Annotated in this window: 23 protein-coding genes and 1 rRNA gene; 11 read left to right on the forward strand and 13 right to left on the reverse strand. The window is 67.6% G+C overall.

From position 1 onward, the window contains the following. Window positions 1–373 (reverse strand): 16S ribosomal RNA (locus ACK4FB_RS14115); the annotation flags it as partial. A gap of 137 nt (window positions 374–510) precedes the next feature. Here ACK4FB_RS14115 and ACK4FB_RS14120 point away from each other — a divergent pair. After that, window positions 511–1,143: a hypothetical protein gene (locus tag ACK4FB_RS14120; RefSeq protein ID WP_409753604.1), complete on the forward strand. Its 633-nt coding sequence runs from the start codon at window positions 511–513 to the stop codon at window positions 1,141–1,143. Window positions 1,144–1,238: 95 nt separating this feature from the next. Then, complete coding sequence (locus ACK4FB_RS14125) at window positions 1,239–1,832, forward strand: hypothetical protein (RefSeq protein ID WP_409753607.1); 594 nt, start codon at window positions 1,239–1,241, stop codon at window positions 1,830–1,832. Window positions 1,833–1,861: 29 nt separating this feature from the next. On the opposite strand, the gene ACK4FB_RS14130 is transcribed toward ACK4FB_RS14125, so the two are convergent. Both ACK4FB_RS14130 and ACK4FB_RS14135 read right to left on the reverse strand, forming a co-directional pair. Then, window positions 1,862–2,290 carry a CBS domain-containing protein gene (locus ACK4FB_RS14130; protein ID WP_409753609.1) on the reverse strand — a complete coding sequence of 143 codons (429 nt, stop codon included), beginning with the start codon at window positions 2,288–2,290 and terminating at the stop codon, window positions 1,862–1,864. 45 nt (window positions 2,291–2,335) lie between these two features. Next, complete coding sequence (locus tag ACK4FB_RS14135) at window positions 2,336–3,091, reverse strand: rhomboid family intramembrane serine protease (RefSeq protein ID WP_409753612.1); 756 nt, start codon at window positions 3,089–3,091, stop codon at window positions 2,336–2,338. 116 nt (window positions 3,092–3,207) lie between these two features. On the opposite strand from ACK4FB_RS14135, the gene hfaA reads away from it, so the two are divergent. The 3 genes from hfaA to hfaD are packed head-to-tail and all read left to right on the forward strand — an operon-like array spanning window position 3,208 to window position 5,816. Further along, a complete protein-coding gene (hfaA, locus tag ACK4FB_RS14140) occupies window positions 3,208–3,648 on the forward strand; it encodes a holdfast anchoring protein HfaA (RefSeq protein ID WP_409753615.1) in 441 nt (146 codons plus the stop codon). After that, on the forward strand, window positions 3,632–4,642 hold the full coding sequence (gene hfaB, locus ACK4FB_RS14145; protein WP_409753618.1) for a holdfast anchoring protein HfaB: 1,011 nt from the start codon (window positions 3,632–3,634) through the stop codon (window positions 4,640–4,642). Before hfaA ends, hfaB begins: the two co-directional genes overlap by 17 nt. Next, a complete protein-coding gene (hfaD, locus tag ACK4FB_RS14150; RefSeq protein WP_409753621.1) occupies window positions 4,572–5,816 on the forward strand; it encodes a holdfast anchor protein HfaD in 1,245 nt (414 codons plus the stop codon). The genes hfaB and hfaD overlap by 71 nt, the downstream gene beginning before the upstream one ends. Before the next feature lie 83 nt (window positions 5,817–5,899). On the opposite strand, the gene ACK4FB_RS14155 is transcribed toward hfaD, so the two are convergent. The 7 genes from ACK4FB_RS14155 to ACK4FB_RS14185 all read right to left on the reverse strand — a co-directional run bounded on the left by ACK4FB_RS14155 (window position 5,900) and on the right by ACK4FB_RS14185 (window position 14,433). After that, complete coding sequence (locus ACK4FB_RS14155; protein WP_409753624.1) at window positions 5,900–6,193, reverse strand: DUF559 domain-containing protein; 294 nt, start codon at window positions 6,191–6,193, stop codon at window positions 5,900–5,902. Window positions 6,194–6,340: 147 nt separating this feature from the next. Then, window positions 6,341–8,464, reverse strand: a complete 2,124-nt coding sequence (glyS, locus tag ACK4FB_RS14160; RefSeq protein WP_409753627.1) for a glycine--tRNA ligase subunit beta — start codon at window positions 8,462–8,464, stop codon at window positions 6,341–6,343. Further along, window positions 8,464–9,384: a glycine--tRNA ligase subunit alpha gene (locus ACK4FB_RS14165; protein ID WP_409753630.1), complete on the reverse strand. Its 921-nt coding sequence runs from the start codon at window positions 9,382–9,384 to the stop codon at window positions 8,464–8,466. Before ACK4FB_RS14165 ends, glyS begins: the two co-directional genes overlap by 1 nt. A 71-nt stretch (window positions 9,385–9,455) precedes the next feature. Continuing rightward, the gene (locus ACK4FB_RS14170) at window positions 9,456–9,968 is read right to left on the reverse strand and encodes a hypothetical protein (RefSeq protein WP_409753633.1); all 513 of its coding nucleotides are present in this window, start codon (window positions 9,966–9,968) and stop codon (window positions 9,456–9,458) included. Between the two features lie 128 nt (window positions 9,969–10,096). Further along, complete coding sequence (locus ACK4FB_RS14175) at window positions 10,097–10,972, reverse strand: 4-(cytidine 5'-diphospho)-2-C-methyl-D-erythritol kinase (RefSeq protein ID WP_409753636.1); 876 nt, start codon at window positions 10,970–10,972, stop codon at window positions 10,097–10,099. After that, window positions 10,969–12,735: a CDC27 family protein gene (locus ACK4FB_RS14180; protein ID WP_409753639.1), complete on the reverse strand. Its 1,767-nt coding sequence runs from the start codon at window positions 12,733–12,735 to the stop codon at window positions 10,969–10,971. The genes ACK4FB_RS14175 and ACK4FB_RS14180 overlap by 4 nt, the downstream gene beginning before the upstream one ends. 15 nt (window positions 12,736–12,750) lie before the next feature. Further along, complete coding sequence (locus ACK4FB_RS14185) at window positions 12,751–14,433, reverse strand: electron transfer flavoprotein-ubiquinone oxidoreductase (protein WP_409753662.1); 1,683 nt, start codon at window positions 14,431–14,433, stop codon at window positions 12,751–12,753. A 154-nt stretch (window positions 14,434–14,587) separates the two neighbouring features. Between ACK4FB_RS14185 and ACK4FB_RS14190 the strand changes: the two genes are divergently transcribed. The 6 genes from ACK4FB_RS14190 (at window position 14,588) to ACK4FB_RS14215 (ending at window position 20,671) form a co-directional block, all read left to right on the forward strand. Beyond that, on the forward strand, window positions 14,588–15,376 hold the full coding sequence (locus ACK4FB_RS14190) for a uracil-DNA glycosylase family protein (protein ID WP_409753642.1): 789 nt from the start codon (window positions 14,588–14,590) through the stop codon (window positions 15,374–15,376). Window positions 15,377–15,538: 162 nt separating this feature from the next. After that, window positions 15,539–17,125, forward strand: coding sequence for a lytic transglycosylase domain-containing protein (locus tag ACK4FB_RS14195; protein ID WP_409753664.1), 1,587 nt, complete (start codon window positions 15,539–15,541; stop codon window positions 17,123–17,125). A gap of 112 nt (window positions 17,126–17,237) precedes the next feature. After that, complete coding sequence (locus ACK4FB_RS14200) at window positions 17,238–17,699, forward strand: peptidase S1 (protein WP_409753645.1); 462 nt, start codon at window positions 17,238–17,240, stop codon at window positions 17,697–17,699. A 162-nt stretch (window positions 17,700–17,861) separates the two neighbouring features. Continuing rightward, on the forward strand, window positions 17,862–18,317 hold the full coding sequence (locus ACK4FB_RS14205; RefSeq protein WP_409753648.1) for a peptidase S1: 456 nt from the start codon (window positions 17,862–17,864) through the stop codon (window positions 18,315–18,317). A 132-nt stretch (window positions 18,318–18,449) separates the two neighbouring features. Beyond that, entirely contained in the window at window positions 18,450–19,484 is a 1,035-nt protein-coding gene (locus ACK4FB_RS14210; protein ID WP_409753651.1) for a hypothetical protein, read from the forward strand. 104 nt (window positions 19,485–19,588) lie between these two features. Beyond that, on the forward strand, window positions 19,589–20,671 hold the full coding sequence (locus tag ACK4FB_RS14215; RefSeq protein ID WP_409753653.1) for a PA0069 family radical SAM protein: 1,083 nt from the start codon (window positions 19,589–19,591) through the stop codon (window positions 20,669–20,671). A gap of 6 nt (window positions 20,672–20,677) precedes the next feature. On the opposite strand, the gene folP is transcribed toward ACK4FB_RS14215, so the two are convergent. The 3 genes from folP to ACK4FB_RS14230 form a co-directional block, all read right to left on the reverse strand. Beyond that, window positions 20,678–21,466, reverse strand: coding sequence for a dihydropteroate synthase (gene folP / locus ACK4FB_RS14220; RefSeq protein ID WP_409753667.1), 789 nt, complete (start codon window positions 21,464–21,466; stop codon window positions 20,678–20,680). A 45-nt stretch (window positions 21,467–21,511) separates the two neighbouring features. After that, the gene (gene ftsH / locus ACK4FB_RS14225; protein WP_409753656.1) at window positions 21,512–23,437 is read right to left on the reverse strand and encodes an ATP-dependent zinc metalloprotease FtsH; all 1,926 of its coding nucleotides are present in this window, start codon (window positions 23,435–23,437) and stop codon (window positions 21,512–21,514) included. 29 nt (window positions 23,438–23,466) lie between these two features. Further along, window positions 23,467–24,536 (reverse strand): tRNA lysidine(34) synthetase (locus ACK4FB_RS14230; protein WP_409753659.1); only part of this gene is annotated, 1,070 nt, incomplete at its 5' end.

Here is a 24,536-nt window from a genome sequence, read left to right on the forward strand (position 1 = left end):
ACGCGGCATGGCTGCGTCAGGCTTTCGCCCATTGCGCAAGATTCCCCACTGCTGCCTCCCGTAGGAGTCTGGGCCGTGTCTCAGTCCCAGTGTGGCTGATCATCCTCTCAGACCAGCTACTGATCGTCGCCTTGGTGAGCCTTTACCTCACCAACTAGCTAATCAGACGCGGGCCGCTCTAAAGGCGATAAATCTTTCCCCCGAAGGGCACATTCGGTATTAGACCCAGTTTCCCGGGCTTATTCCGAACCTAAAGGCACGTTCCCACGTGTTACTCACCCGTCCGCCACTAACTCCGAAGAGTCCGTTCGACTTGCATGTGTTAGGCCTGCCGCCAGCGTTCGCTCTGAGCCAGGATCAAACTCTCAGGTTGAGTTGACTATCTGACCTAAGCAGATCGGACCGAAATCCGATTTGGCATTAGTTCTACGTATTCTTGACGAGATCCCACGTTCACCGATCCGAAGACCGGTTACATGGTATGTCTTTTCAAAAAGACCGCAGTTGTCAGTGTCGAGACAATCTCTAGGATTGTCGCTAGGACACCGCCGCCTGCGTTTCTCTTTCCAGATCAACGATTTCAAAGACCGTGAACCGCCGGAGCGGCCCCACCGTTTAGCGCCCGGTGACGGCGGAGGCGGCGATGTAGTCGCCTCGGTTTTCCGTGTCAAGCTGATCTTCGTAGAAGACCGTCTTTTCCGCGGCGCCGCCCGGAGGCAGCGGAGGCGGGTGTTTAACCGCCTCATTTTCTGCGTCAAGTCGTTCTTTTTAAAAAGAACTTTCTCTCTGCAGCGCCACTCGGAAGTGGCGGGAGGCGGCTATCTAGTGAAGGCCGCTTCCTGTGTCAACCGGGCTTTTCAGCCATTCTGCGGATCGTTGAAGCTGCGCTTCATCAGGCCGCAAAAAACCGTCCAGGGAAGCGGAGGGGCTTCCCTCAGATCGTTTGGACGATTCGATTGGAGCGCGGAGACTATGGTGGGCCGCTTCGAAAAGCAAGAGATTTTTCAATCTCTCGTTCCGCAGGGTCCGGGGCGTCTCCGCCTCGAAACCCCTTGGGGCCCGCCCGTCTCCGAGCGAGGCGTCGATATACGGATCGACCTCCGGCGCTGCAAGCGTCTTGTCGAAGAATCTTCAAGAATCTGACGGATTCCCGTTTTCCGCCGTTCGCCACGCCCTGTACGTCCCCGAATGACGCATCCCGCGCCCATATTGCCCGGGCAACACAGGGAGATCCCGTCATGACGCCTGACACCGGCCATCGCATGCGCTCACCCGAAACCTGGGATGCGGCACGCCAGGCCTATATGGAGGGCGGCGGCGCCCGGGACATATGTGATCGCTATGATCTGACCCTCTCCGCCTTCCGCGCCCGCGCCCGGCGCGAAGGCTGGCGGCGCGCCGACATGGCGGATCCGGAACCGCCGGAGCTGGATGACGTCGACGATGACCACTCGCCCCGCCCTTCGTTCGAGGACATGGCCGAGATGGCCGCGCGCAGGGCGGCGCGGGCCCTGCGTCAGGGCCGCGCCGGCGAAACCCAGCGCTGGATGGCCGTGCACGATCGCCTGATCCGGCAGTCCCGCGCCGAAGAGCGGGCGGAGCTGGTCGCGAAGGCCGTGGAGGATCTGGGCGACACCCGCCGGATTCGCGCCATCGGCGACGCCGCCCGCCAGATTCATCGCGAGGCCGTCGAATCGACCCGGGAATTGCACCAATTGCACCAATTGCACCGTGCATCGTCCGAACCGACGCCGCCGGACCCCGATTCGCCCGCCCCGCCCCTCTCCCGGGCCGAGCGCAGACGCCTCGACAAGCTCCGACGAAAGCGATGAGGGCAGGTTTCAGGGCTTAGGCCCTACCCCTACCCCGCCCCGATATAGCTCTTCAGGCTCTCCGCCTCCCGGGTCGCCTCGGCGATCTGGCATTTCACCACGTCGCCGATGGAGATGACCCCGCACAGGCGCTGGTCCTTCATCACCGGCAGGTGGCGGATGCGGCGGTCGGTCATGCGCTCCATCAGCACATCGACCCCCTCCCCCGGTTCAGCGAAGATCACCCTGGCGGTCATGTGGAGGCTGACGGGCTGCGTCAGGGCGGCGGCGCCTTCCCGCGCCAGGGCCCGAACGATGTCGCGTTCCGACAGCACCCCGGCCACCCGCTCCCCGTCGCACACGATCAGGGCTCCCACCTGCCGCTCCACCAGCTGGGCGGCCGCCTCGGCCACCGTGGCCTCCGGCGTCAGGGTGAATACGGCGTCCCCCTTGGTTTTCAGGATCTCTGCGACAAGCATCTCCGGCCCTCCTCCACTATAGAGAGAGCGGCCGATCCGGGGCCGTCAGGCCCCCCAGGGGCCGCTTCGGGGTTCAGGTTCGCTCATATGGTGCGGGGAATCAAACCGGGCCGGACGAATCGGCGCCCGCCGCCCGAACAGCCGCGCCCACGGCCCGATCAGGAGCAGCCCGGCCACAAGACCGATCACATGGGCCTCCCAGGCGATTCGCGCGCCTTCCATGCCCGGGGCCACGCCGACGCTTCCGATCACCCCGATCAGCACATTGACCCCGATCCAGGCCGCCGCGGCGCTCAGCACCCGCCGGTCGGTCAGGGGCAGCACCCTGCCCGCCCCGCCCAGCAGCCTTGTGGAGGCGCCGATCAGGCCGAACACCGCCCCCGAGGCCCCCACCAGCGGCACGGTCCCGTCCAGATGCAGCATGGCGTAGCCCCCGCCCGCGATCACGCCGCACACTATATATAGAGAGAGAAACCCGATCAGGCCCTTCGTCCCGCCCATCAGCCGGGCCACGGGCGCCGCGAAGGCCAGAGCCCCCACCGCGTTCATGATCGCGTGCATCCAGCCGCCATGCACCAGCATGTGCGTGACCAGCCCCAGCCCGTCCCCCTGCGCCAGCCGCGCGGGAATCAGGCCGTAGCGATAGCTCGCCGCCATCTCTCCCGGTCCGCTCTGCAGGGCGTACAGCCCCACGATCGACAGGGCCAGCAACAGCGCCGGAACCGGCGCATTGAACATCGGCTCGCGGGCCGGTGGCGGCGGTTCGGCAGGGGCAGGCGCGGCGGGGCGTTCGGAATCCATCTTTGTCAAATGCGCGCGCGACGCCCTCTCATCAAGCGGTTCTTAAGAACCCTGCCCCACTTTGGCACGCGGGTTGCTTTCCAACCCGTTCACTCTGTTCGCGCGGGAACGTCGAAATGGCATTCGGAAAGATCATCGCGATCGCGGCGCTGGCCGCGGGCCTGGGGGCGCCGGAAATGGCCGCCGCCCAGTCGGCCGGCTCGTCCGGCGCGGCGCAGTTCCAGGCAGGCTATCAGGGCGCGCGCTACACCACCGCCCGGCCCGCCACCGGCTCCACCCGCGACGCCAACGGCAACCGCCTGATCGTCAACGGCATCATCCAGTCCGGGGCCAGCGCCTATTCGCAGAGCTCGGGCGGCGTCGCCTCGGCCTATTCGGGGGCCGGGAACGGCTCCACCGGCATCGCCGGCGCCACGGCCATCGGCAACAGCCTGAACGTGGTGGTCCAGGGCAACTGGAACACCGTGATCGTCAACTCGCGCCAGACCAACACCGGAAACATCACCGCCGGAACGGCGCTGAACGGGACGCTGAACCTTGATGGCGACGATGAGTAAGACCGGACGCCTGCGGGCCCTGGTCGCCGCCGGCGCCGCCGCCGCGCTTCTGGCCGGCTGCGTCTCGACCTCGGCCGGGTCCAACGGCCTGTACGCCACCCCCATCGGCAATGCGCCGGTGACGGCCAACCCCACGCCCTATTCCACGGCCCTGTACTGCCTGGCCGACTACGCCCGCCGCTATGACCTGCCCTCCCCGCGCATCGCCGTGGGCCGGATCAGCGACTACACCGGCACGGTCTCCTCCGACGGCGGCCGCCAGATCACCCAGGGCGCGTCCCTGATGGCCTTCTCGGCCCTGGCCAAGTCGGGCGCCCGCATGGTCGAGCGTTACGACACCTCGGTCTCCGAAATGGAGCTCCGCTACGCCAACAACCGCCTGATCGGCGAGGAAGGCGGGCCCGAGGCGCCGCCGTTCCGCCAGATCCTGGCCGGACAGGTGCCCGGCTCGGACTTCTACATCGTCGGCGGCATCACCGAGGTGAACTACAACATCCGCTCGGGCGGCTTCGACATCGCCGGCGGCGAGGTGGACACCGACCGCGGCGGCTCCGGCATCGTCTCGGGCCGCACGTTCGTCATGAACATCGCCCTGGACCTGCGCATGGTCCAGACCACCTCCATGGAGGTGGTGGACGTCATCTCCTACCAGAAGCAGATCATCGGTCGTGAAGTCTCGGCCGGCGTCTTCGACTTCCTGAACGGCAACGTCTTCGACATCTCCGCCGGCTCGGGCGGCTTCGAGCCGGTCCAGCTGGCCGTGCGCGCCCTGGTGGAGCGGGCGGTGCTGGAGATGATGGCCAATCTCTACGGCGCCCCCGGTCCGGGCGTTTGCCTCAACGCCGAAAACGATCCCCTGGGCGGCTCCACCGTCGGCCCCACCGGCGGCTTCTACCCCGCCTATCAGAACACGGAATCGAACAATGGCCAGACTCGCGCCGACCCGTCTCGCTGGCACGATCGCCGCGATGGGGCTGTGCGCGGCCGCTACTGAGGCCGCGACGCAGGATCCCGGACTGGTCCTGAACGGCCAGATCAACAACAGCGACGTGTTCGCCGGCCAGACCCTGAACGTGGTCAACGCCGAGGATCAGGTCACCGCCTCCACCTATGCGGTGGGCAACCGCGCCGCCGTGTCTGGCGATGACGGGGTGGGCTTTCAGGTCCAGTCGACCCAGACCATGACCGGCGACGGCCGCTCCACCATCGAGATGAACCTGTCCGGCGAGACCGAAGGCCCCGTCACCCTCACCGCCCAGGTCGAGGGCAACCGGCTGGAGGCCCAGGCTTACGGCGCCGATCTGGGCGTCGAGGCGACCCAGACCATGGGCGCCGCCGATCTGATCGCCGACGTGGCCGTCAACGGCGCGCCCGGCCGCATGCTGGACGGCGGCCGCATCCAGTCCTCGGCCAGTGGAAACGTCACGGCCATGGCCGGCTCCGGCGGAGTCCTCACCGCCGACATCGACCAGACCAGCGCCGCCTTCACCCAGGCCTATACCTACGGCAATCCCCAGTATGTGCCCGCCCGGGCCGAGTTCACCGCCGAGGCCATCGGCAACACCGTCGCCTCCACCGTCACCCAGGGCGATCAGGACCTGACTATCCGCCAGCGCCAGACCGGCGCCCCGGTCTGGGCGACGACCAGCGCCAACGCCGGCAACGCCTGGGATCTGGCCGGCCGCGCCCGCGCCACCGCCAACCATGTGGCCGTCGCCAACCAGGGCGGCTCGGTCATCTCCCGCACCGATCAGGGCAACGCCGCCGGCGTGCGCGCCGAATCCATCGTCACCGCTTACGACTTCGGCCAGGTCACGTCCCACGCGGGCGCCACGGCCAACTCGGTCCATGTGGGCAACGCCGACATCTATGTGCGCATCGACAACAGCCAGGTGAACTCCGGCGGGGTCGAGGCCATCGCCTCGTTCCAGGGCAACGGCGGCTACGACGCCTATGTGGGCGCCGACGCGGCGGGCAACACCGTCACCGCCTATTCCTGCGCGAACTGCCCCGGCTATCTGGAGGCCGCCAACACCCAGGTGAACACCGGAAACGTCACCGCTGCCGCCAACACCCGCATCGACAGCAACGGCCGCGCCGTCATCACCGGCGTCAACGCCGTGGGCAACTCGGCCACCTTCTACGTGACGAGACCGGGCGGCAACTGATCCTTCTCCCCTGACACTTCCCTTCTCCCCTTGAGGGAGAAGGTGTCATGCGCAGCATGACGGATGAGGGGTGAATCCCGGTGTCAGCCGCTTCGCGCCGCATGCTGCCGCACGGCCTCAAGAACCAGGTTCGGGTTTCTCAGCACAGCCTCATTGCTGAAACGCATCACTGTGAACCCCTGCCCGGTCAGCCAGGCATCGCGGCGCGCATCAGTGTCCTCCCGGAGACGGTGCACGCCCCCATCGACCTCCACGATCAATTTGAGAGCCGGGCAACAGAAGTCGGCCACATAGACGCCAACGGGCATCTGTCGTCGGAACTTCAGACCATCGAGCGCTCGGCTGCGTAGCAATCTCCACATCGCCGCCTCGGTCATCGTCGGCTCGCGACGTGACCGTCTGGCGTTCGCTCTTGTGCGATCCGTGGGCTTGAGCATCGGGGAAGTGTAGCCGGAACCGACGGCGTTTCACCCCTCATCCGACCCGCTTCGCGGGCCACCTTCTCCCGCAAGGGGAGAAGGAAGTCAGCCCGTCACCTGCCCGAAGTCGGCGACGCGGCCCATGACATCCCGCACCTGACCCAGCAGCTTGAGCCGGTTGTCCCGCTCCGCCGCCACGTCCGAGTTTACCATCACCTTGTCGAAGAAGGCGTCCACGGGGCTGCGCAGCTTGCTCAGCGCCGTCATGGCGGCGGCGAAGTCCTCGGTCTCCAGCGCCGCATCCACCGCCGTCCCGGCCGCACCGACGGCAAAGGCCAGCGCCGTCTCTTCCTCCGGCTGATTCGGCAAGCCGGTCTGGACCATGCCGGTCGGAACGTCGCCCTTCTTGGCCTCGGCCTTCAGGATGTTGGACGCCCGCTTGTACCCCGCCAGCAGATTGGCGCCGTCGTCCGTGGCGAGGAAGGCGCCGAGCGCCTCCACCCGCCGCACGATCCGCACCAGATCGTCGTCGCCCAGCGCGAAGACGGCGTCCACCAGATCGTGCCGCTGGCCCTGGTCGCGGAGGAGGACTTTCAGGCGGTCAGCGAAGAAGGCGACCACCTCGTAGCCGACCTCAATTTCGCTGTTCATCTTGCGCCCGGCATCATTATTGATGGCCGTCTTGGTCCATTCAGCGATCGCAACCGGACGCTCCCCGCCAGCATAGCGCATCGCGAATTCACAAATGTCTTCGAGCGGAAGGCGTAGCGAGTTCTCCAGCACCAGCCGGATCACCCCCAGCGCCGCCCGGCGCAGGGCGAACGGGTCCTTCGACCCCGTGGGCTTCTCGTCGATGGCGAAGAAGCCGACCAGGGTGTCCAGCTTGTCGGCCAGCGCCACAGCCACCGTCAGCGGCGCGGTCGGAACCGTGTCCCCCGGCCCCTGCGGCTTGTAGTGGTCGCGGATGGCGTCGGCCATGGCGTCGCCATGGTCCGCCCGGGCGTAATAGCCGCCCATGACGCCCTGCAGCTCGGGGAACTCGCCCACCATGCCGCTGGCCAGATCGGCCTTGGCCAGACGCGCGGCCTGTTCGGCCTGATCCGGGTCGGCGCCCACCAGCGGGGCGATCTCGCGGGCCAGGGCGGCGATGCGGTCGACCCGCTCGGCCAAGGTTCCCAGCCTGGCGTGGAAGGTGACGCCCTTCAGCTTCTCCAGCCAGGCGTCAAACCCCACCTTGCGGTCCTCGTCCCAGAAGAAGCGGGCGTCGTTCAGACGGGCCGACAGCACGCGGGAGTTGCCCGCCGCCAGCGCCTTGCCGCCGTCGGTCGCCTCCACATTGGCCACCACCACGAAGTGGGGCGCCAGCCCGTCCCTGGCCGGGTCGCGCACGGCGAAATACTTCTGGTGCACCTTCATGGACAGGCGCACCACCTCGGGCGGCAGGTCCAGAAACTGCGGATCCATATCGCCCAGGATCGGCGTCGGCCATTCGGCCAGCCCCGCCACCTCGTCCAGCAGGCCGTCGTCGTCCACCAGCGCCAGCCCCTTGGCCGCGCACACGGCCCTGGCCTGCTCCAGAATGCGCAGCTTCCGATCCGCCACGTCCAGCATGACGTAGTTGTCCTGCAACTGGCGGCGATAGTCGGCGAAGTCGCGGATCTTCAGCGGCCGCCCGCTCCCCAGGAACCGGTGCCCCTCGGTGATGTCACTGGACTCGAGAGAGACGCTTCCGCTTGCCAGCGAGAATGGAACGACCTCTCCGTCAAACAGGCAGAGAATGCGCTTGATAGGACGGACCCATCGCAAATGGCCGTCCCCCCACCGCATGGATTTGGGCCACGGGAAATTATTTATCGTTTCGAATAGGGCATCGTGCACCACGTCCTTCGTGCGGCGACCCTTTTCCTGAATGCGGGCGTAGAGCACGCCGTCGCGCTCCTCCAGCTGCTCGCGGGTCAGTCCGGTCTTCCTCAGAAAACCCTCCAGCGCCTGCGGCGGCGCCGAGGCCTTGGGGCCCTTCAGCTCCTCGTCCCGGTCCGGCGTCGCCGCCGGCAGGCCCTCGATGACCAGCGTCAGCCGGCGCGGCCCCGCAAAGGTCGTCAGCGCGTCCCACGTCAGCCCCTCGGCCTTCAGCCGGTCACCGACCAGCCGCTCCAGATCCCGCGCGCCCCCCGCCTGCATCCGCGCAGGGATTTCCTCGGAGAAGATTTCAAGAAGAAGCTGGGGCATCAGGCGGTCTTCCGCTCTTGTTCGACGTAGGCGAGCGCACACGCCTTGCACAGGTCCCGGATGCGGCCGATGTAGCTCTGCCGCTCGGCCACGGCGATGGCGCCGCGGGCGTCCATCAGGTTGAACAGGTGGCTGGCTTTCAGCACCTGATCATAGGCGGGCAGCACCAGCGCCTGACCCTGCGGTCCGGTCATGGCCAGGAAGCGCGAGACCTCGGCCACCATGTCCTCGAACCGGCGTTTCAGCCCGTCCACGTCATAGCCGTGGAAATTGGCCTGCGACTGCTGGCGCTCGTTCTCCAGGAACACCTCGCCATAGGTGACGCCGTCGTTGTTGAAGCGCAGGTCATAAACGTTGTCGACGCCCTGCACATACATGGCCAGCCGCTCCAGCCCGTAGGTCAGCTCGCCTGACACCACGTCCACCTCGATGCCGCCGACGCCCTGGAAATAGGTGAACTGCGTCACCTCCATCCCGTCGCACCAGACCTCCCAGCCCAGACCCCAGGCCCCCACCGTGGGGTTCTCCCAGTCGTCCTCGACAAAGCGGATGTCGTGCAGCTTCGGATCGATCCCGATCCGCTTCAGGCTATCCAGATACAGCGCCTGCAGATCCTCCGGATTCGGCTTCAGAATAACTTGATACTGATAATAATGCTGGAGGCGGTTGGGGTTCTCGCCATAGCGGCCGTCGCCGGGGCGACGGCTGGGCTGGACGTAGGCGGCCTTCCACGGGCGCGGGCCGAGGGCGCGCAGCACCGTGGCGGGATGCAGGGTGCCCGCCCCCACTTCGATGTCATAGGGCTGCAGGATCGCGCAGCCCTTCTCGCTCCAGTAGGCGTGCAGGGTCAGGATCAGGTCCTGGAAACTCAGCGGTTCAGTCGTCCTGGAAGACAAGGCCGTATCCGGATTTGCGGGCATTTCGCGGGCGCGAAAAAAGACGGCGGACCATAGGGCCCGCCGTCTTGTGCATCAATGCCGGATGGCGAGGATCAGGCGCCCGGGGGCGTCGGGTCCATCAGGTCATCCTCGGCCGCGTCCGGCGCCGGATCGATGGGCGGCGGCGGAATGGTGGTGTCCGCGGGGGGCTCCATGCCGTCCGGCGGCGTCATGGCGTCGTCGGGCGTCATCGGATCGGGCGTGGGCTGGGCCATGGGCTCGGGTTCCGCCATGGGCGCGGGGTCGGCGACAGGCTCGGGCTCAGCGGGGAGAGCCTCTTCGGGTTCGACCGCGTCGGCGGGCGCTTCAGGCTCACTCCAGCCTTCCTCGTCGGCCTGCTCATAGGCGACGGCGTCCTCGCCCGGCGTTTCCGGCTCCCAGGAGTCACCGGTCGCGGGCGCGGCGCTGTCCTCACCGGGGTTCGGCACGGGTTGAGAGGCGGTGACCTCGGTCTCGGGAACCTCGCCGACGTTGGGCGGAGTAGCGGTCTGATCCTGGGCCATCGCAGCCGGGGCCATCAGCAGGGCCGCCGCCGCACCAGCCGTCATAAGACGCATGCGAAACATGGTGGTGTCCTTTCAGTGCGGCCGCCCACTAGATCGAACGGCCCATAACCCGACTTCGGAAGGACAATGCGGGGACGACGATCTCCGTTCCCCGAAAAGCTGCGGCCATTTCAGGGCGTAACGCGGCCTCAGGCCAGTCGGCAGGACATCGCCCACCAGTCGGGATGGGCCTGGGACAAGGCGTCAGCGGCCCGTCGTGCAGCCTCAGCCGTCCCGAACAGGGCGAAGACCGTGGCCCCCGATCCGGTGACCCTCGCTGTCAGGGCGCCGGGCGCAGAAGCCGCCGCCTCCAGCGCCTTTCCGATCAGCGGCGTGAGGCGGACCGCAGGCGCCTGAAGGTCGTTGCGGGTGCTTGTGAGCCAGTCCGCCAATTCTGCGACGGACCCGAACCCTGAGGGCGCGTCCGGCGCGTTCGCAGCCTCGCGCGGCGCTTCGTCATAGGCGCGGTAGACCGCTGCGGTGGAGGACGGGACGCCGGGGTTAAGCAGTACGGCATGGAGTTGCGGCAGGGACGGCGCCGGGCCCAGCACCTCTCCCCTGCCCCGGGCGATGACAGCGCGGGCCGCCAGACACATGGCCATGTCGGCGCCCAGCGGCCCGGCGATGCGGGTCAGGGCGGCGTCGTCCAGATCAAGGCCCAGCACATCGCGCGCGGCCTTCATGGCCGTCGCCGCATCCGACGATCCCCCGCCAAGGCCCGCCGCCACCGGCAGGCGCTTGTCCAGCCGTACATGGGCCGGCAGGCGGTCCAGACCCACGGCCCGGGCCATGGCGTCCAGCGCCGTCTCGATCAGGTTCGGTCCGCCGTCGATGTGCGCCGCGAAGGAACCGCGGGTCTCAAGCCGGAAGGCGTCGGCGCGCGTCACCGCCACCCGGTCGCCCACATCGGCGAATACCGCCAGGCTGACCAGAGGGTGATAGCCGTCGGCGCCCGGAGGACCTACGTGCAGGAACAGGTTCACCTTGGCCGGGGCCAGACGCCACGGGGGCTCGCCGGAACTCACGGATTGACGGGGTCGGCGATCTGGCCGTTGTCGGCCCGGGTAACGGCGCTGACGGATTGAACGGCGCCCAGCCCGCGCTCCAGCTTGGCCTCGACTTGCGCGCGCAGGTCCGGCTCGGGCGCCAGGCTGAGGGCCCGGCTCCACTGGAAGGCCGCCTCGCGCCGACGGCCCACCTGCCAGTAGGCGTCGCCCAGATGGTCATTGATGACCGCATTGCCGGGCTCCAGCGATACAGCCAGCTCCAGGGTCTCGACCGCCGCCTCGTACTGGCCCTGACGGTACTGGGCCCAGCCTAGGGAATCCTGGATGTGACCGGACTCCGGCTCGGCCGCCACAGCCCGCGCGATCATCTCGGCGCCCTGATGGACCCGCTGGCCGCTGTCGACCCACATATAGCCCAGGTAGTTCAGCACCTCGGCGTTGTCCGGCTGGTCCTGCAGGGCGGCCCACAACTCGGCCTCGGCTTCCTCGAACCGCCCCAGGGATTCATAGACGGCGCCCCGCGTGAACCGCACCTGCCAGTGCTGTTCGGCGGTGTTCAGGGTCGGTCCATTCAGCAGTTCCAGCGCCTCCTGATACTGTTCCTGAGCGGTCAGCAGGCCCGCCAAGCCATAGATCGCCTGGGGGTCATCCGGCGCCGCGTTCAGCGCTTCACGGGCGTGGATGAGGGCGTCTTCGCTCCGATCATCCTCCTGATAGCTCCAGGCCATCTGCTGGCGGGCGGCGGCGTAGAGGACCGGTTCGCTCCTGCCGATGGCGGCGAAGGTCGCGCGGGCGGCGGTGGTCAGGCCCGCATCCTGAAGGGTCTGGCCCAGCAAAAGGCGAGTCTGGTCGCTCTCGTCCAACCCAAGGGCCAGCCGCAGATAGACGGCGGCGAATTCGTTGTTCTGTTCGGCCAGTGCCGCCGCCGCCGCCGCGCCCAGCCCCAGAGCGGCGCCCTCGCGCAGCGTGGGGGCCGGAACGGCGCGCGAGCGCGAGGCGGCCCGCTCGCGGGCCAGGCGGGTCGTCAGATCGGTGGCGCCGGCCTCGATGGCGGCGTCAAACACGGCCACGGCCTCGTCCCGCCGCCCACGCCGCTCCAGGAACTCCCCGTAAGCTGTACGGAACAGGGGCGCGGTGGGCGCCGCGCCCGCCAGTTCGCCGAGGATCGCTTCCGCTGTCGCATAATCCCGGCGCTGCTCCAGCAGCAGCGCGCGATGATAGCGTGCGAACAGGCGCGCCAGGGGATCGGCGCCCGCGGGCGGCTCGGCCAGGGCGCGATCCCAGTCCCCGGCGGCGGCGGCGATCCACGGTTCCACGAACAGGCCGGCGCGGGCGTGGGGGAAGCCGATGGGCTGATTCGCCAGGGCGGCGTTGGCCCCCCGGGCGTCACCGGCGCCGTAGGTGCGCACCACCGAAACCAGCCGACCGGCCTCGGCCACGGTGGGACTGACCCCCTCGCCGCTGGGCGACAGACGCGCGGCCACATCCAGGTCCCCCGCCAGCAAGGCGGCGGTGAAAGCCTGGTCCCTCAGGCGGGTCTGATCCGGCTCGGCCGCCTGGGCTGCCGCCAGATAGTCTGCGCCCGTGCTGCTTTCGCCCAGGGCCATGGCGTTTCGCCCGGCCAGGAACAGGCCATAGCTTGACCGTCCCCGCACATCCACGGGCACATCGCTGAAGTCGATGAAGCGGATCGCCCCGGCCACCTCCAGAGGTTCGGCCTGTGCGGGCGAGGCGGCGGCGATCAGGGCGGCGAGCGCCGCGGCGGTCAGGGTGCGCGTCATGGAGCGAGGATCGCCTTACATATTGGGATAATTGGGGCCGCCGCCGCCTTCGGGCGTGGTCCAGACGATGTTCTGCGACGGATCCTTGATGTCGCAGGTTTTGCAGTGGACGCAGTTCTGGGCGTTGATGACGAAGCGCGGGTCCGTGCGGTTCGCCTCGTCCGCATAGACCACCTCATAGACCCCGGCTGGGCAATAGAGGCGCGCGGGCTCTCCATACTCCGGCAGATTGACCCCGATGGGGATCGAGGGGTCCTTCAGCCGCAGGTGCGCGGGCTGTTCCTCGGCGTGGTTGGTGTTGGAGATGAACACCGACGACAGCTTGTCGAAGCTCAGCTTTCCATCCGGTCTGGGATACTGGATCGGCTTGTAATCCTTCGCCTTGCCGGTGGACTCGGCGTCGGTCTTGCCGTGCCTGACGGTGCCCCACGGCGACCAGCCCTTGAACAGGGAGGTGATCTGCATGTCGATGCCGCCGAGCAGGGTGCCCAGGGTGGCGCCGTATTTCGACAACAGCGGCTTCACATTGCGGACCAGCCTGAGCTCCCTGGCGATGTCCGAGGCCTCGTAGGCGGTCTGATACTCCACCAGTTCGTCGCCGGAACGTCCGGCCGCGATGGCGTCATAGGCGGCGTCGGCGGCCAGGATGCCCGAGCGCACCGCATTGTGGCTGCCCTTGATCCGCGGCACATTCACGAAACCGGCCGAACAGCCCACCAGCACCCCGCCGGGGAACGCCAGCTTCGGCACGGACTGGTATCCACCCTCGGTGATGGCCCGCGCGCCGTAAGAGATGCGCTCGCCCCCCTCCAGATGCGCGGCGATGGCCGGGTGGGTCTTGAAGCGCTGGAACTCGTCAAAGGGCGACAGGAACGGATTCCTGTAGTTCAGGTGCACCACGAAGCCGACGGCCACATAGCGGTCCCCGAAGTGATAGAGGAATGACCCGCCGCCGGTCTTGTCGTCCAGCGGCCAGCCCAACGTGTGCTGAGCCAGCCCCGGCTGATGCTTTTCTGCGGGGACCTGCCACAGTTCCTTCAGTCCGATGCCGAACTTCTGCGGCTCGGCGTCGTCGCACAGGTTGTGGCGGGCCATGATGGTCTTGGCCAGCGACCCGCGCACCCCCTCGCCGATGAAGACGTACTTGCCGTGCAGCGCGATGCCGGGCTGATAATCGTCGGTCTTCTTGCCTTCGCGGTCGATCCCGAACACGCCGGCCACGACGCCCTTCACCCGGCCCGAAGGCTCGTCCCAAACCACATGGCTGGCGGCCATGCCGGGATAGACCTCGACGCCCAGCGCCTCGGCCTGCTCGGCCAGCCAGCGCGTCAGATTGGCCAGGGAGCCGATGTAGCAGCCGTGGTTCTTCATATACTTGGGCTGGGGCAGCCAGGTGATGTCGATGTCGCCCTGGGGGCCCAGCACAAGGAATTTGTCCTTGGTCACGGGCGTATCAAGCGGCGCGCCGCGCTCTTTCCAGTCGGGGAAAAGCTGGCTCAGGCCCGAGGGATCGATCACCGCGCCCGACAGGATATGGGCCCCGACCTCGGATCCCTTTTCCAGTACCGCCACGCTCAGCTCGCGGCCTTCCTTCCCGGCGCGCTGTTTCAGGCGGATGGCCGAGGCCAGACCGGCGGGTCCGGCGCCGACGATCACCACGTCATATTCCATGACCTCGCGCTCGGCGTCTGCGCCCAGCCCGCCGCCGATGGCCGCTTCCTCAGCTTTGTTTTTCGCGCCGCCTTCGACGATATCCTCAGCCATGTTCCCCTGAATCCTCGTTTCTTATGGGTTTGAACCACTATCCGAAGGTGACGTGACGGTGGTCAAGGACTATCCCTGTCCTTGAACCATGAACGCGCTCAACCCGGAAATCGCTGCGACCGAAAGCCTGCTCGCCTTCTGGCGCGACGCGGGCGTCGATGCATGCTTCGAGGATGCGCCGGTTGATCGCACCTTCACCCCCGCGCCGCCGGAGCAGAAGGCGACGCTCAAGGCCGTGGCCTCTGTCACGGTCGCGCCGGATCTGGGCGGGGCCGTCAGCGAAGCCCGGCGCCTGGCGGCCGAAGCCGGCGATCTGGACGCCCTCAAGGACGCTATCGCCGGCTTCACCGGCTGCCCCCTGCGCGACATGGGCGCCAGCCAGTCTGTTTTCGCGCGGGGCGACCCGGGGGCGCCCGTCCTGGTCATCGGCGAAGGCCCCGGCGCGGACGAGGACGCCCAGGGTGCGCCCTTCGTGGGCCGCGCGGGCAAGCTGCTGGACAAGATGCTGGATGCGGCGGGTTTGCTGGACAGGGTGTTCATCACCAACACGGTGTTCTGGCGTCCGCCTGGCAACCGCACTCCGACGCCCCAGGAGCAGATGATCTGCGCGCCCTTCGTTGAACGGGCCTTCGCCCTGATGCAGCCGAAAGCCGTGCTTCTGCTGGGCGCGGCGGCGGCGAAATCGGTTCTGAAGACAGACGAGGGCATCATGAAGATGCGCGGTCAGTGGCGGGAATGGCGCCTCAGCGAAGGCGGTCTGGCCGCCCCCGTATTGCCCACCCTGCATCCCGCGTTCCTGTTGCGCCAGCCCATGGCCAAGCGCATGGCCTGGGCCGACATGCTGGAGTTGGCCGCGAAACTGGACGCATCCGATTAACCCTTTCGCCTTGAAGACGCCCCATGGGGCTGTCACGAAGACCGACTGACGACCGACCGAATGCGTAGGGGCGACCTGGGTCGAGACAGGTCGAGCCATTCCGGAGGGGCCGCCGTGAAGCGGACAAGCCGTCGCGTCCTTGGCGCGCTGACATTGATCGCCGTGCTTTCCGGCGCGGGCGCTGGCCTGGCGCAGGTGCCCCGTGCGCTGAGCGATTCGGACCGCCTGTCCTACACCACCGCCTTCGACGCCCTTCGCCGCGGCCAGCTGGAAGCCGCCCGCGATTCGGCCCGCAACATCCAGGATCGTGTGCTGCTGGGCCAGCTGGAGTTCGAGCGGCTGTTCCACGCCAGTCACTCCGCCACCTATGAAGAGCTGTCGGCCTGGCTGGAGTCCTATTCTGATCTGTCGCCGGCGCCCCGCGTCTACGCCCTGGCCCTGCGCCGACGCCCCGACGGCGCCCCCGAACCACGCCGGCCGGGCGTCATGGCGTCCTTGCGCAACTGGGCCAGCGTTCAGGCGGCGGGCGGTGAAGCCGTCGGCCAGGACGTCTTCACGCCGCCCGGCCCTCGCGAGGCGCGAATCGCCCTGAACGCCGATGACCTGCCCCGGGCCTATGATCTGGGCGTCGCCCTGGGGGACCACTGGACGGCCGGTCTGGCCGCATGGCGCCTGGGCCGGTTCGCCGAAGCCTTCTCCGAGTTCGAGATCGTGGCGCTGGACCCGCTGGAGGACCCATGGGTCCGTTCCGGCGGCGCCTTCTGGGCCAGCCGCGCGGCTTATGCCTCCGGCCGCCAGGACCGGGTGCAGGAGTATCTGCGTCTCGCGGGGCGATGGCCCGCGACCTTCTATGGCCAGATCGCCCTGCGGCAACTGGGCGAGGACCCCGTCATCGAGAACCTCGGCCCCCAGCCCTACATGGCGGTGATCGCGGCTTCGGAGCGCGCGCCTGAGCCCCTGATGGTCGAGGCGGACGCCCTCGCCGCCTTCGTGGCGTCGAACGATCAGGCCCGCCGGGCCGTGGCCTTTCATGAGCTGGGCCGGGGCGAGGACGCCCGCACGGAGCTGAGGGACGGCCTGCGCCAGGCGTCGGGAGACGACCGGACCCTGTGGGCGGCTCTGGCTGGCGGGCTGAGCCCCCGGCGCGGCGTGTCGTCCGCAGCCCGCATCGACGCCAACGCCTATCCCATGCCGATGCTTGAGCCCGAGGGCGGCTTCATCATCGAACAGGCCCTGGTCTACGCCATCGCGCGCAAGGAAAGCGGCTTCGAGCCCCAGGCGCGCAGTTCTGTCGGCGCCTACGGGATCATGCAGGTGATGCCGACCACCGCCGCCGAGCTGGCGGGCGATCCGGGGTTCGTGCGCGATCCCCAGCGCTTGTGGAACCCGGCGGTGAACCTGCGACTGGGTCAGGCATACATCTCGCGCATGCTCGGTCTCGGCGCGTTCCAGGGCGATCTGCTCCGCGCCGTGGCCTCGTACAATGCCGGGCCAGGACCCATGCTGAGCGCGCTGCGCCGTCTGGGCCCCGACCCCGACCCCCTGCTGCTGATCGAGACCATCGATGTTCCCCAGGCTCGCGCCTATGTGGAGGACGTGGTCGCCACCTACTGGATCTATCAGCGCATGATGGGCCGTCCGCTGAACACCTTGGACGCCATCGCTTCCGGCGCCCTGTATGTTCCGCTGGCGCTGGATTACGTTCCGCCCCAGCCGCCGCCCCGGCACGAGCCCGCCGAAACACGCTGAGGGGCCCAACCCCCGGTCAATCAGCTTTGCAGAAGCGGAACAGCGTGTAATATCGCCGTTGTATGAAGAGCGCGCGCCGTGCGCGTGGGGCTGAATATCTGGGGTGTTCTTGATGAAAAACCTGTTCGCCGCGGCTTTCGCCGCGTTGATCATTGCCGGGCCGGTTGCGGCCCAGGACTATTCCGCCAGTCCGAACTACGGAACGGCGCGCCTGTCGGCTGGCTTCACGCCTGACCCTTACAACGTGACTGTCACGGCGGGCGGCTCCATTCGCGCCGCCGACCGGTTCTCGAGTTGCCGCGGCTACATCTCCAACGCCCCAGACCTGCGTCTGCACTGGTCCGGCGGCGGAAACCTGCCGCTGATCATCTCCGTCTCTTCCTCCCGCGACACCACCCTGGTGGTGAACGGGCCTGACGGCAGCTGGTATTGCGACGACGACGGCGGCGAGGGCACCAACCCCGCCCTGCGATTCGGCAGCCCCCGAAGCGGCCAGTACGACATCTGGGTCGGCAGCTATGGCGGAGACTATGTGTCCGCGACCCTGTCGATCTCGGAGCTGTACAGTCACTGACTCACCCTGTGCATTCGAAGGAGGCCCGGCCATCTCTTGCCGGGCCTTATTTGCATGAACCGTGGATGAACGCGCCGTTCGTATAACGGCTACGCTTTCGCTACTAAGCTTCACTGTGTCCTCCAGAGGGACACGCCCTTCAATCGCTTGAGGTTCCTTTTCATGAAACGAATTCTTGGTCTGGCGGCGGCAGCCGTGCTCGTCTCCGCGCCGGCCGTCGCGCAGGACTTTTCCAGGTCGCCCAGTTTCGGCACGGTCAACCTGTCGGCTGGCTTCACCCCCGATCCGCGCACCGTGGAAGTCGTGGCGGGCGGCACGATCAACGCCAGCAACGCCGCGTCGGGCTGCGTCGGCCGCATCGCCAGCGCACCGGATGTGCGGCTGAACTGGAGCGGCGGCGGCAGTCTGCCCCTCGTTTTCAGAACCCGCTCGAGCCGCGACACCACCCTGGTCATCAATGGCCCGGATGGCCGCTGGCATTGTGACGATGACAGCGGCGGCGGAACCAACGCCCGGGTCATCTTCCGCAACGCCCCCTCCGGTCAATATGACATCTGGATCGGCACCTACGGCGAGCAGACAGCGCCCGCCACCCTGGTGATCACCGAGATCCAGTAGCTTTGAAAGGGCCCGGACGCACCGCCGGGCCCTTTTCTTCTTTTCAGCGGCGCGCGCCTTCGCCCGTGATCACCGAGGCGGCGTATCGCCGGAACACCGCGTTTGGGAAGCGGCGTATCAAGGGAACTGACGATGAAGAGTTTATTGGCGGCGGCGACCATCACCCTGCTTTTGACGGGACATGCCGCCGCGCAGATTTCGCCAAATCCGAATCTTCGACCGCTTCATGGCGACATCCATCTGAGCGGCGGCTTCCTTCCCGACCCGCATGATCTGCGGGTCAATGCGGGCGGACCGATCCGGGTCGGCAGTTTCCGGTCCGGATGTTCGGGCTATGTCACCGAAGCGCCGACCGTAAGCGTGCACTGGTCGAGCGGAAGCGGCGCCCTGCCCCTTTTCTTCACGACCACCGGCTCGGACCGTGACCCCACCATACTGGTGCGCGACCCCTCCGGCGCCTGGCACTGCGACGACGACGGCGGCGACGGCCTCAATCCGCTGTTCGAGGCGCGTAACGCGCGGACAGGCCGATATGATGTCTGGGTCGGCACGTTCTCGGCCACCCGTGGCGTCGCCACCTTCAGAATTACTGAACTTAACAACCGTGCGGGCGGCTCGGCGCCTTCATACTCAGGCCCGTTGGACCCAACGCCCCGCGCCGTGGTGACCGGCCGTCCCCCGAACCATCATTTGTCGCCGCGATTCGGGATCATCGACCTGTCGGCCGGGTTCGCGCCGGACCCCTACACCCTGAACGTCAACGCAGGCGGCAATATCTCGGCTGGCGACATCAGCTCCAGTTGCCGTGGCTTCATCAGCGAGGCGCCCACGGCCCGATTGCAGTGGGAAGGCGGCGCGGGAGGTCTGCCGCTCCTCATCGCCGCCCGTTCGGACGGGGACACCACCCTTCTGTTGCGGGGCCCCGACGGCTCCTGGTACTGCGACGATGACGGCGCGGGCGGCTTGAACCCCCTGTTTGCGTCCACCGTCGGCCGGTCGGGACGCTATGACATCTGGGTGGGCCGCTACTCTCAAGGCACGATCAGCGCGGTTCTCAGCATTTCCGAATTGATCGGCAACGTCAGCACAGCCCATCGATCCATCGATGACATGAGCGACGATGAGTACTGCGAATATGTGGACTGGGACGACCCGGACTGCTGGTAAGCCCGCTTTCTGAGCAAGGACGCCTTGAAAACCCGGCTGACCGCCGGGTTTTCTAATGCCTGAACTGTTCTTGCTTTGTTCCATGTCGGCGTTAGGATGCTCCAATGTCGTCCACCAGCGTCGCCAAGGGCAGAGGGGCCAGGTCCAATGCATCCGGTCGATACGAGAGCCTGCGCCAGGAGGATTTCAATGACGGCTGGACCGGGGACGACGCGGAGGCCGCGCCCCTGCGCACCACCCTCACACCGGAGCGGGCCAGAAAGATCATCACCCGCAACGAGAGTCCCGATGTGGGCTTCGACCGATCCATCAATCCGTATCGAGGTTGCGAACATGGCTGCATCTACTGCTACGCCCGTCCGGCCCATGCCTGGATGGGCCTATCCCCGGGCCTGGATTTCGAGAGCAAGCTCTTCTTCAAGCCCGAAGGCCCGCGTCTGCTGGAACAGGAGCTCTGCGCCCGGCGGTATGTCTGCAAACCCATCCACATAGGCGGCAACACCGATCCCTATCAGCCGGTGGAGCGCGAGCATCGCGTCACGCGCGGCCTGATCGAGGTGCTGGCGCGGTTCAACCACCCGTTCAGCATCATCACCAAATCAGCCCTGATCGCGCGAGACGCGGACATCATGGCGCCCATGGCGGAAAAGGGTCTGGTCAGGGCGGCGGTGTCCATCACCACCCTGGACCGCAAGCTGGCCCGAACCATGGAGCCGCGCGCGGCGACGCCGGCCAAACGGCTGGAGGCCATATCGCGACTGGCCGACGTGGGGGTGCCGGTGACGGTGGGATTCGCCCCCGTCATTCCGGGGCTGAACGACCATGAACTTGAGGCGGTGCTGGAGGCGGCCAGGAAGGCCGGGGCGACCGGCGCCATGTACGTCACCCTGCGCTTGCCTCTGGAGATCAAATCCCTTTTCCAGGAATGGCTGGCCGAAGCCCGGCCCGACCGGGCGAAGCGGGTCATGTCGCTGATTCGACAGACCCGGGGCGGACGGGACTACGATCCCGACTGGAGCCAGCGCATGAAGGGGACCGGCCCGGTGGCGGAGCTGATCGCCACCCGGTTCAGGGCGGCGGTGAAGCGGTATCACCTCGATGGGCCGCGCCCCCCGCTGGACGTCAGCCAGTTCCGCGTGCCGCCCGAGGCGCGCAGTCAGCTCGATCTGTTCGACCTGGCCAGCTGAGCCGGTTCAGGCGCCCGCCACAGCCGCCTGAACCTTCAGCGCCTGCACGGTCTCGCGCACATCGTGAACCCGCACCATGGCCGCGCCGCGCCGCGCGCCCTCCAGCGCGAGTGCAATGGAGCCCCCCAGCCGGTCCATGGGGTCGGTGGCGGTGGGGTCGACGACCTGAATGGTGCGCTTGCGGCTGGCGGCGTAGAGCAGCGGAAAGCCCAGGGCCGTCAGTTGATCCAGATGCGCGGTCAGGGCCAAGTTGTGGGCGGCTGTCTTGCCGAAGCCGATGCCGGGATCCAGCCAGATGCGCTCGCGGGCCACGCCCGCCGCCATCGCGGCGTCCGCCCGGGCCGCCAGCCAGTCGCGGACCTCGCCCACCACGTCATCGTACTGCGGATCGGCCTGCATGGTGCGCGGCGCTCCCTGCATGTGCATCAGGATGACGTCACACCCCAGGTCGGCGGCGACCACAGCGCTTTCCGGTCGGTGGGTCAGGGCGGCGACATCGTTCCAGACGGAAGCGCCGACCGCCACGGCGGCGCGGGCCACGTCCGGTTTCATGGTGTCGATGCTGATGACCGCCGCCGGCCGTTCGGCGCGGATGGCCTCGATGACCGGCACGACGCGGGCGATCTCCTCGGCTGCATTGACCGGCTCGGCGCCCGGCCGGGTGCTCTCCCCGCCGATGTCCAGCACATGGGCGCCCTGATCCAGCAGGACGAGTGCATGGGCCACGGCCGAGGCGACCGTGTCGAGGCGGCCCCCGTCGGAGAAGCTGTCCGGCGTGACGTTCACGATGCCCATGATGCGGGTCACCCGACGCTCTCCCTTGCGGCCCCTCCCCTCGCCCTAATGCACCGTGGCTTGTTCGACCTCGACGCCGTCCGAGACAGGGGTCACCGGGACCGAGACGGAGGGGCCGGCGTTGGGGAAGTTGCTCTCGTCGCGGTTGGGCGCGAGGCCCTTTTCCAGCAGGTCCCGGATCTCTTCACCCGACAGGGTCTCATACTCAAGCAGGGCCTGGGACAGCTTTTCGTGGTCCTCGGCCTTTTCCGTCAGGATACGGCGAGCGTCGTTCCAGCCCTCGGTGACCAGGCGCTTCACCTCTTCATCAATGATGCGGGCGGTCTCCTCAGAAACGCTCTGGTTGCGGGCGACCGAGTGGCCAAGGAAGACCTCTTCCTGATTCTCGCCGTAGGCCACGGTGCCCAACTTTTCGGAGAAGCCCCAGCGGGTGACCATGGCGCGGGCCAGCTTGGAGGCCTGCTCGATGTCCGACGAGGCGCCCGAGGTGATGTTGTCCTTGCCGAAGATGAGCTCCTCGGCCACCCGGCCGCCGGCCATGATGGCGATGCGGTCCACCATCTGGCGGTACTTCATGGAGTAGCGGTCGCCCTCGGGAAGCTGCATGACCATGCCCAGGGCGCGGCCACGGGGGACGATGGTGGCCTTGTGGACAGGGTCGGCCATCTTGACGTTCATGGCGACGATAGCGTGGCCGGCCTCGTGATAGGCGGTCAGCTTCTTCTCTTCCTCGTTCATGGCCATGGACTTGCGCTCGGCGCCCATCATGACCTTGTCCTTGGCGTCCTCGAAGTCGCGGTGCGTGACCATACGGCGGTCCTTGCGGGCCGCCGTCAGGGCCGCCTCGTTGACCAGATTGGCCAGGTCGGCCCCGGAGAAGCCGGGCGTGCCCCGGGCGATGGTCTTCACATTGACGTCGGCGCCCAGGGGCACGTCCTTCATGTGCACGCGCAGGATCTTCTCGCGGCCGTTCACGTCGGGGTTGGGCACCACCACCTGCCGGTCGAAGCGGCCGGGACGCAGCAGGGCCGGGTCCAGCACGTCAGGGCGGTTGGTGGCGGCGATCAGGATGATGCCTTCGTTGGACTCAAAGCCGTCCATCTCCACCAGCAGCTGGTTCAGGGTCTGCTCGCGCTCGTCATTGCCGCCGCCCAGACCGGCTCCGCGGTGACGGCCGACGGCGTCGATCTCGTCGATGAAGATGATGCAGGGGGCGTTCTTCTTGGCCTGTTCGAACATGTCGCGCACGCGGCTGGCGCCGACGCCCACGAACATCTCGACGAAGTCAGAGCCCGAGATGGAGAAGAAGGGCACGCCAGCCTCCCCCGCCACGGCGCGGGCCAAAAGGGTCTTGCCGGTGCCCGGAGGGCCCACCAGCAGGGCGCCTTTGGGAATCTTGCCGCCCAGTTTCTGGAACTTGCCGGGGTCCTTCAGGAAGTCGACCACTTCCTGAAGCTCGTCCTTGGCCTCGTCCACGCCCGCCACGTCTTCAAAGGTCTTGCGGCCCTTGTGCTCGGTCAGCAGCTTGGCCTTGGACTTGCCGAAGCCCATGGCCCCGCGCGCCCCGCCCTGCATCCGGTTCATCATCCAGAACCAGAACAGGATCAGCAGGCCCACTGGCAGGATCAGGCCCAGCAGGCTCATCCACCAGGGATTGCGGGTGGTCTCCACGTCCATGGCGACCTCGGCCGCCTCCAGACGTTCGATCAGGCCCTCGTTGGGATAGGGGGTGGTGGCGGCGAAGGTGGTTTCGTCATTGAAGACCCCGCGCACGGTATCGCCCTTGATCACGACCGATTCGATCTCGCCGGCCTGGATTCGCGCCAACAGCTCGGAATAGGTGATGTCGGTGGGACGGGCGCCGGCGCCGGTCTTGCCGGCGGTTCCGGGGCCGGACGGGCCGACCATGGCGTAGGCGGCCAGAACCGCCATCATGATAACGCCGACGATGGCCAGGGTGCGAAGGTTCATTAGGGTCCTCAAACTCCGTGCGGCGACGTTCAGCCGCCGCGACGGTCCAGAAATAGGTCAGCGGGCGGCGTTTCGCCACTTGAATGCGTCAACTGGTCCTCATGCCCGATCCCGCCGACGGCGGCGACAAGGCGGTCTGCGACCAGACAGCGCGTCCCGGCCACGCGCCATGCAAGAACCGGGCGTGAGTCCTCGTCCCGGAACAGTACGGGCAGAGCGGGCCGGGCGGATGCGGGCAAGCTTCTCACGATCGCCTGATCTTCGGGGGCCAGGGCGGCCATGCGACCCTGAAGTGGACCCATGCGCCAGCCGGGGCCGGGGGCGGTGACCTCGAAGCGGTTGTCCCAGACGGCGGGCGCGTTCTGCGGCAGGGCGATGCGCGGGAGGCCTGTCCGACCAGGCTCACGGGTAATCAGCAGGGTTTCGCCGGAGGTCTGGAGGCGAGCGCCCGAGAGCGTCGCGGTGACGTCAGCCCCGGAAGAAAGACGGGCATGAAGGGCGGCAAGGCGGGCGCCGCGCGGCGGCGTGGTCTGGCCGGAGACACTGAGCAAGGCGGCGGAGAGGATCCGGGCCGGGACGGCGCGCGGCAGAAGGAGGAGACCGGACCAGGCCATCGGCGCCGCCTTGACGGCCGCAACGCTCGTGGTCCCTTGGGAAAAGTCCGAGGATGACCGACAGCTTGACCCTTCCAGCTGAAGCACCATACGGGCGCGACTGCGCAGGAAACGGGTGTCGGCGTTGGCGGGATCTTCGAGCCAGGCGACGTTGCGGGCGGTGAGAAAGCCGCGCAGATCGGCCCGGGAAGTGGTCAGGAGGGGCCGCAGCAGCATCACCCCCCTGCCCTCCGGCCAGGCCGGGGATGGCGACCAGTCACGCAGAGCCCCCAGCGTCGCGCCCTGCGCCCGCATCCAGTCGGATTCGGCGATATCGTCAGCGGTATGGGCCATCAGGATAACGCGGCCGCCCGCCTGACGGGCCGCATCGGCCAGCAGGGCGTGGCGGGCGTCGCGGGCGGCGGAGGGCAGGCCGGCAGCCGGCTTGGGGCCCTCCCATGACAGAGACCGCCAGTCGGCGCCGAGGGCGCGAGCAGCTTCTCCCG

The organism is Brevundimonas sp. (assembly GCF_046299535.1).
Classification (GTDB): domain Bacteria; phylum Pseudomonadota; class Alphaproteobacteria; order Caulobacterales; family Caulobacteraceae; genus Brevundimonas.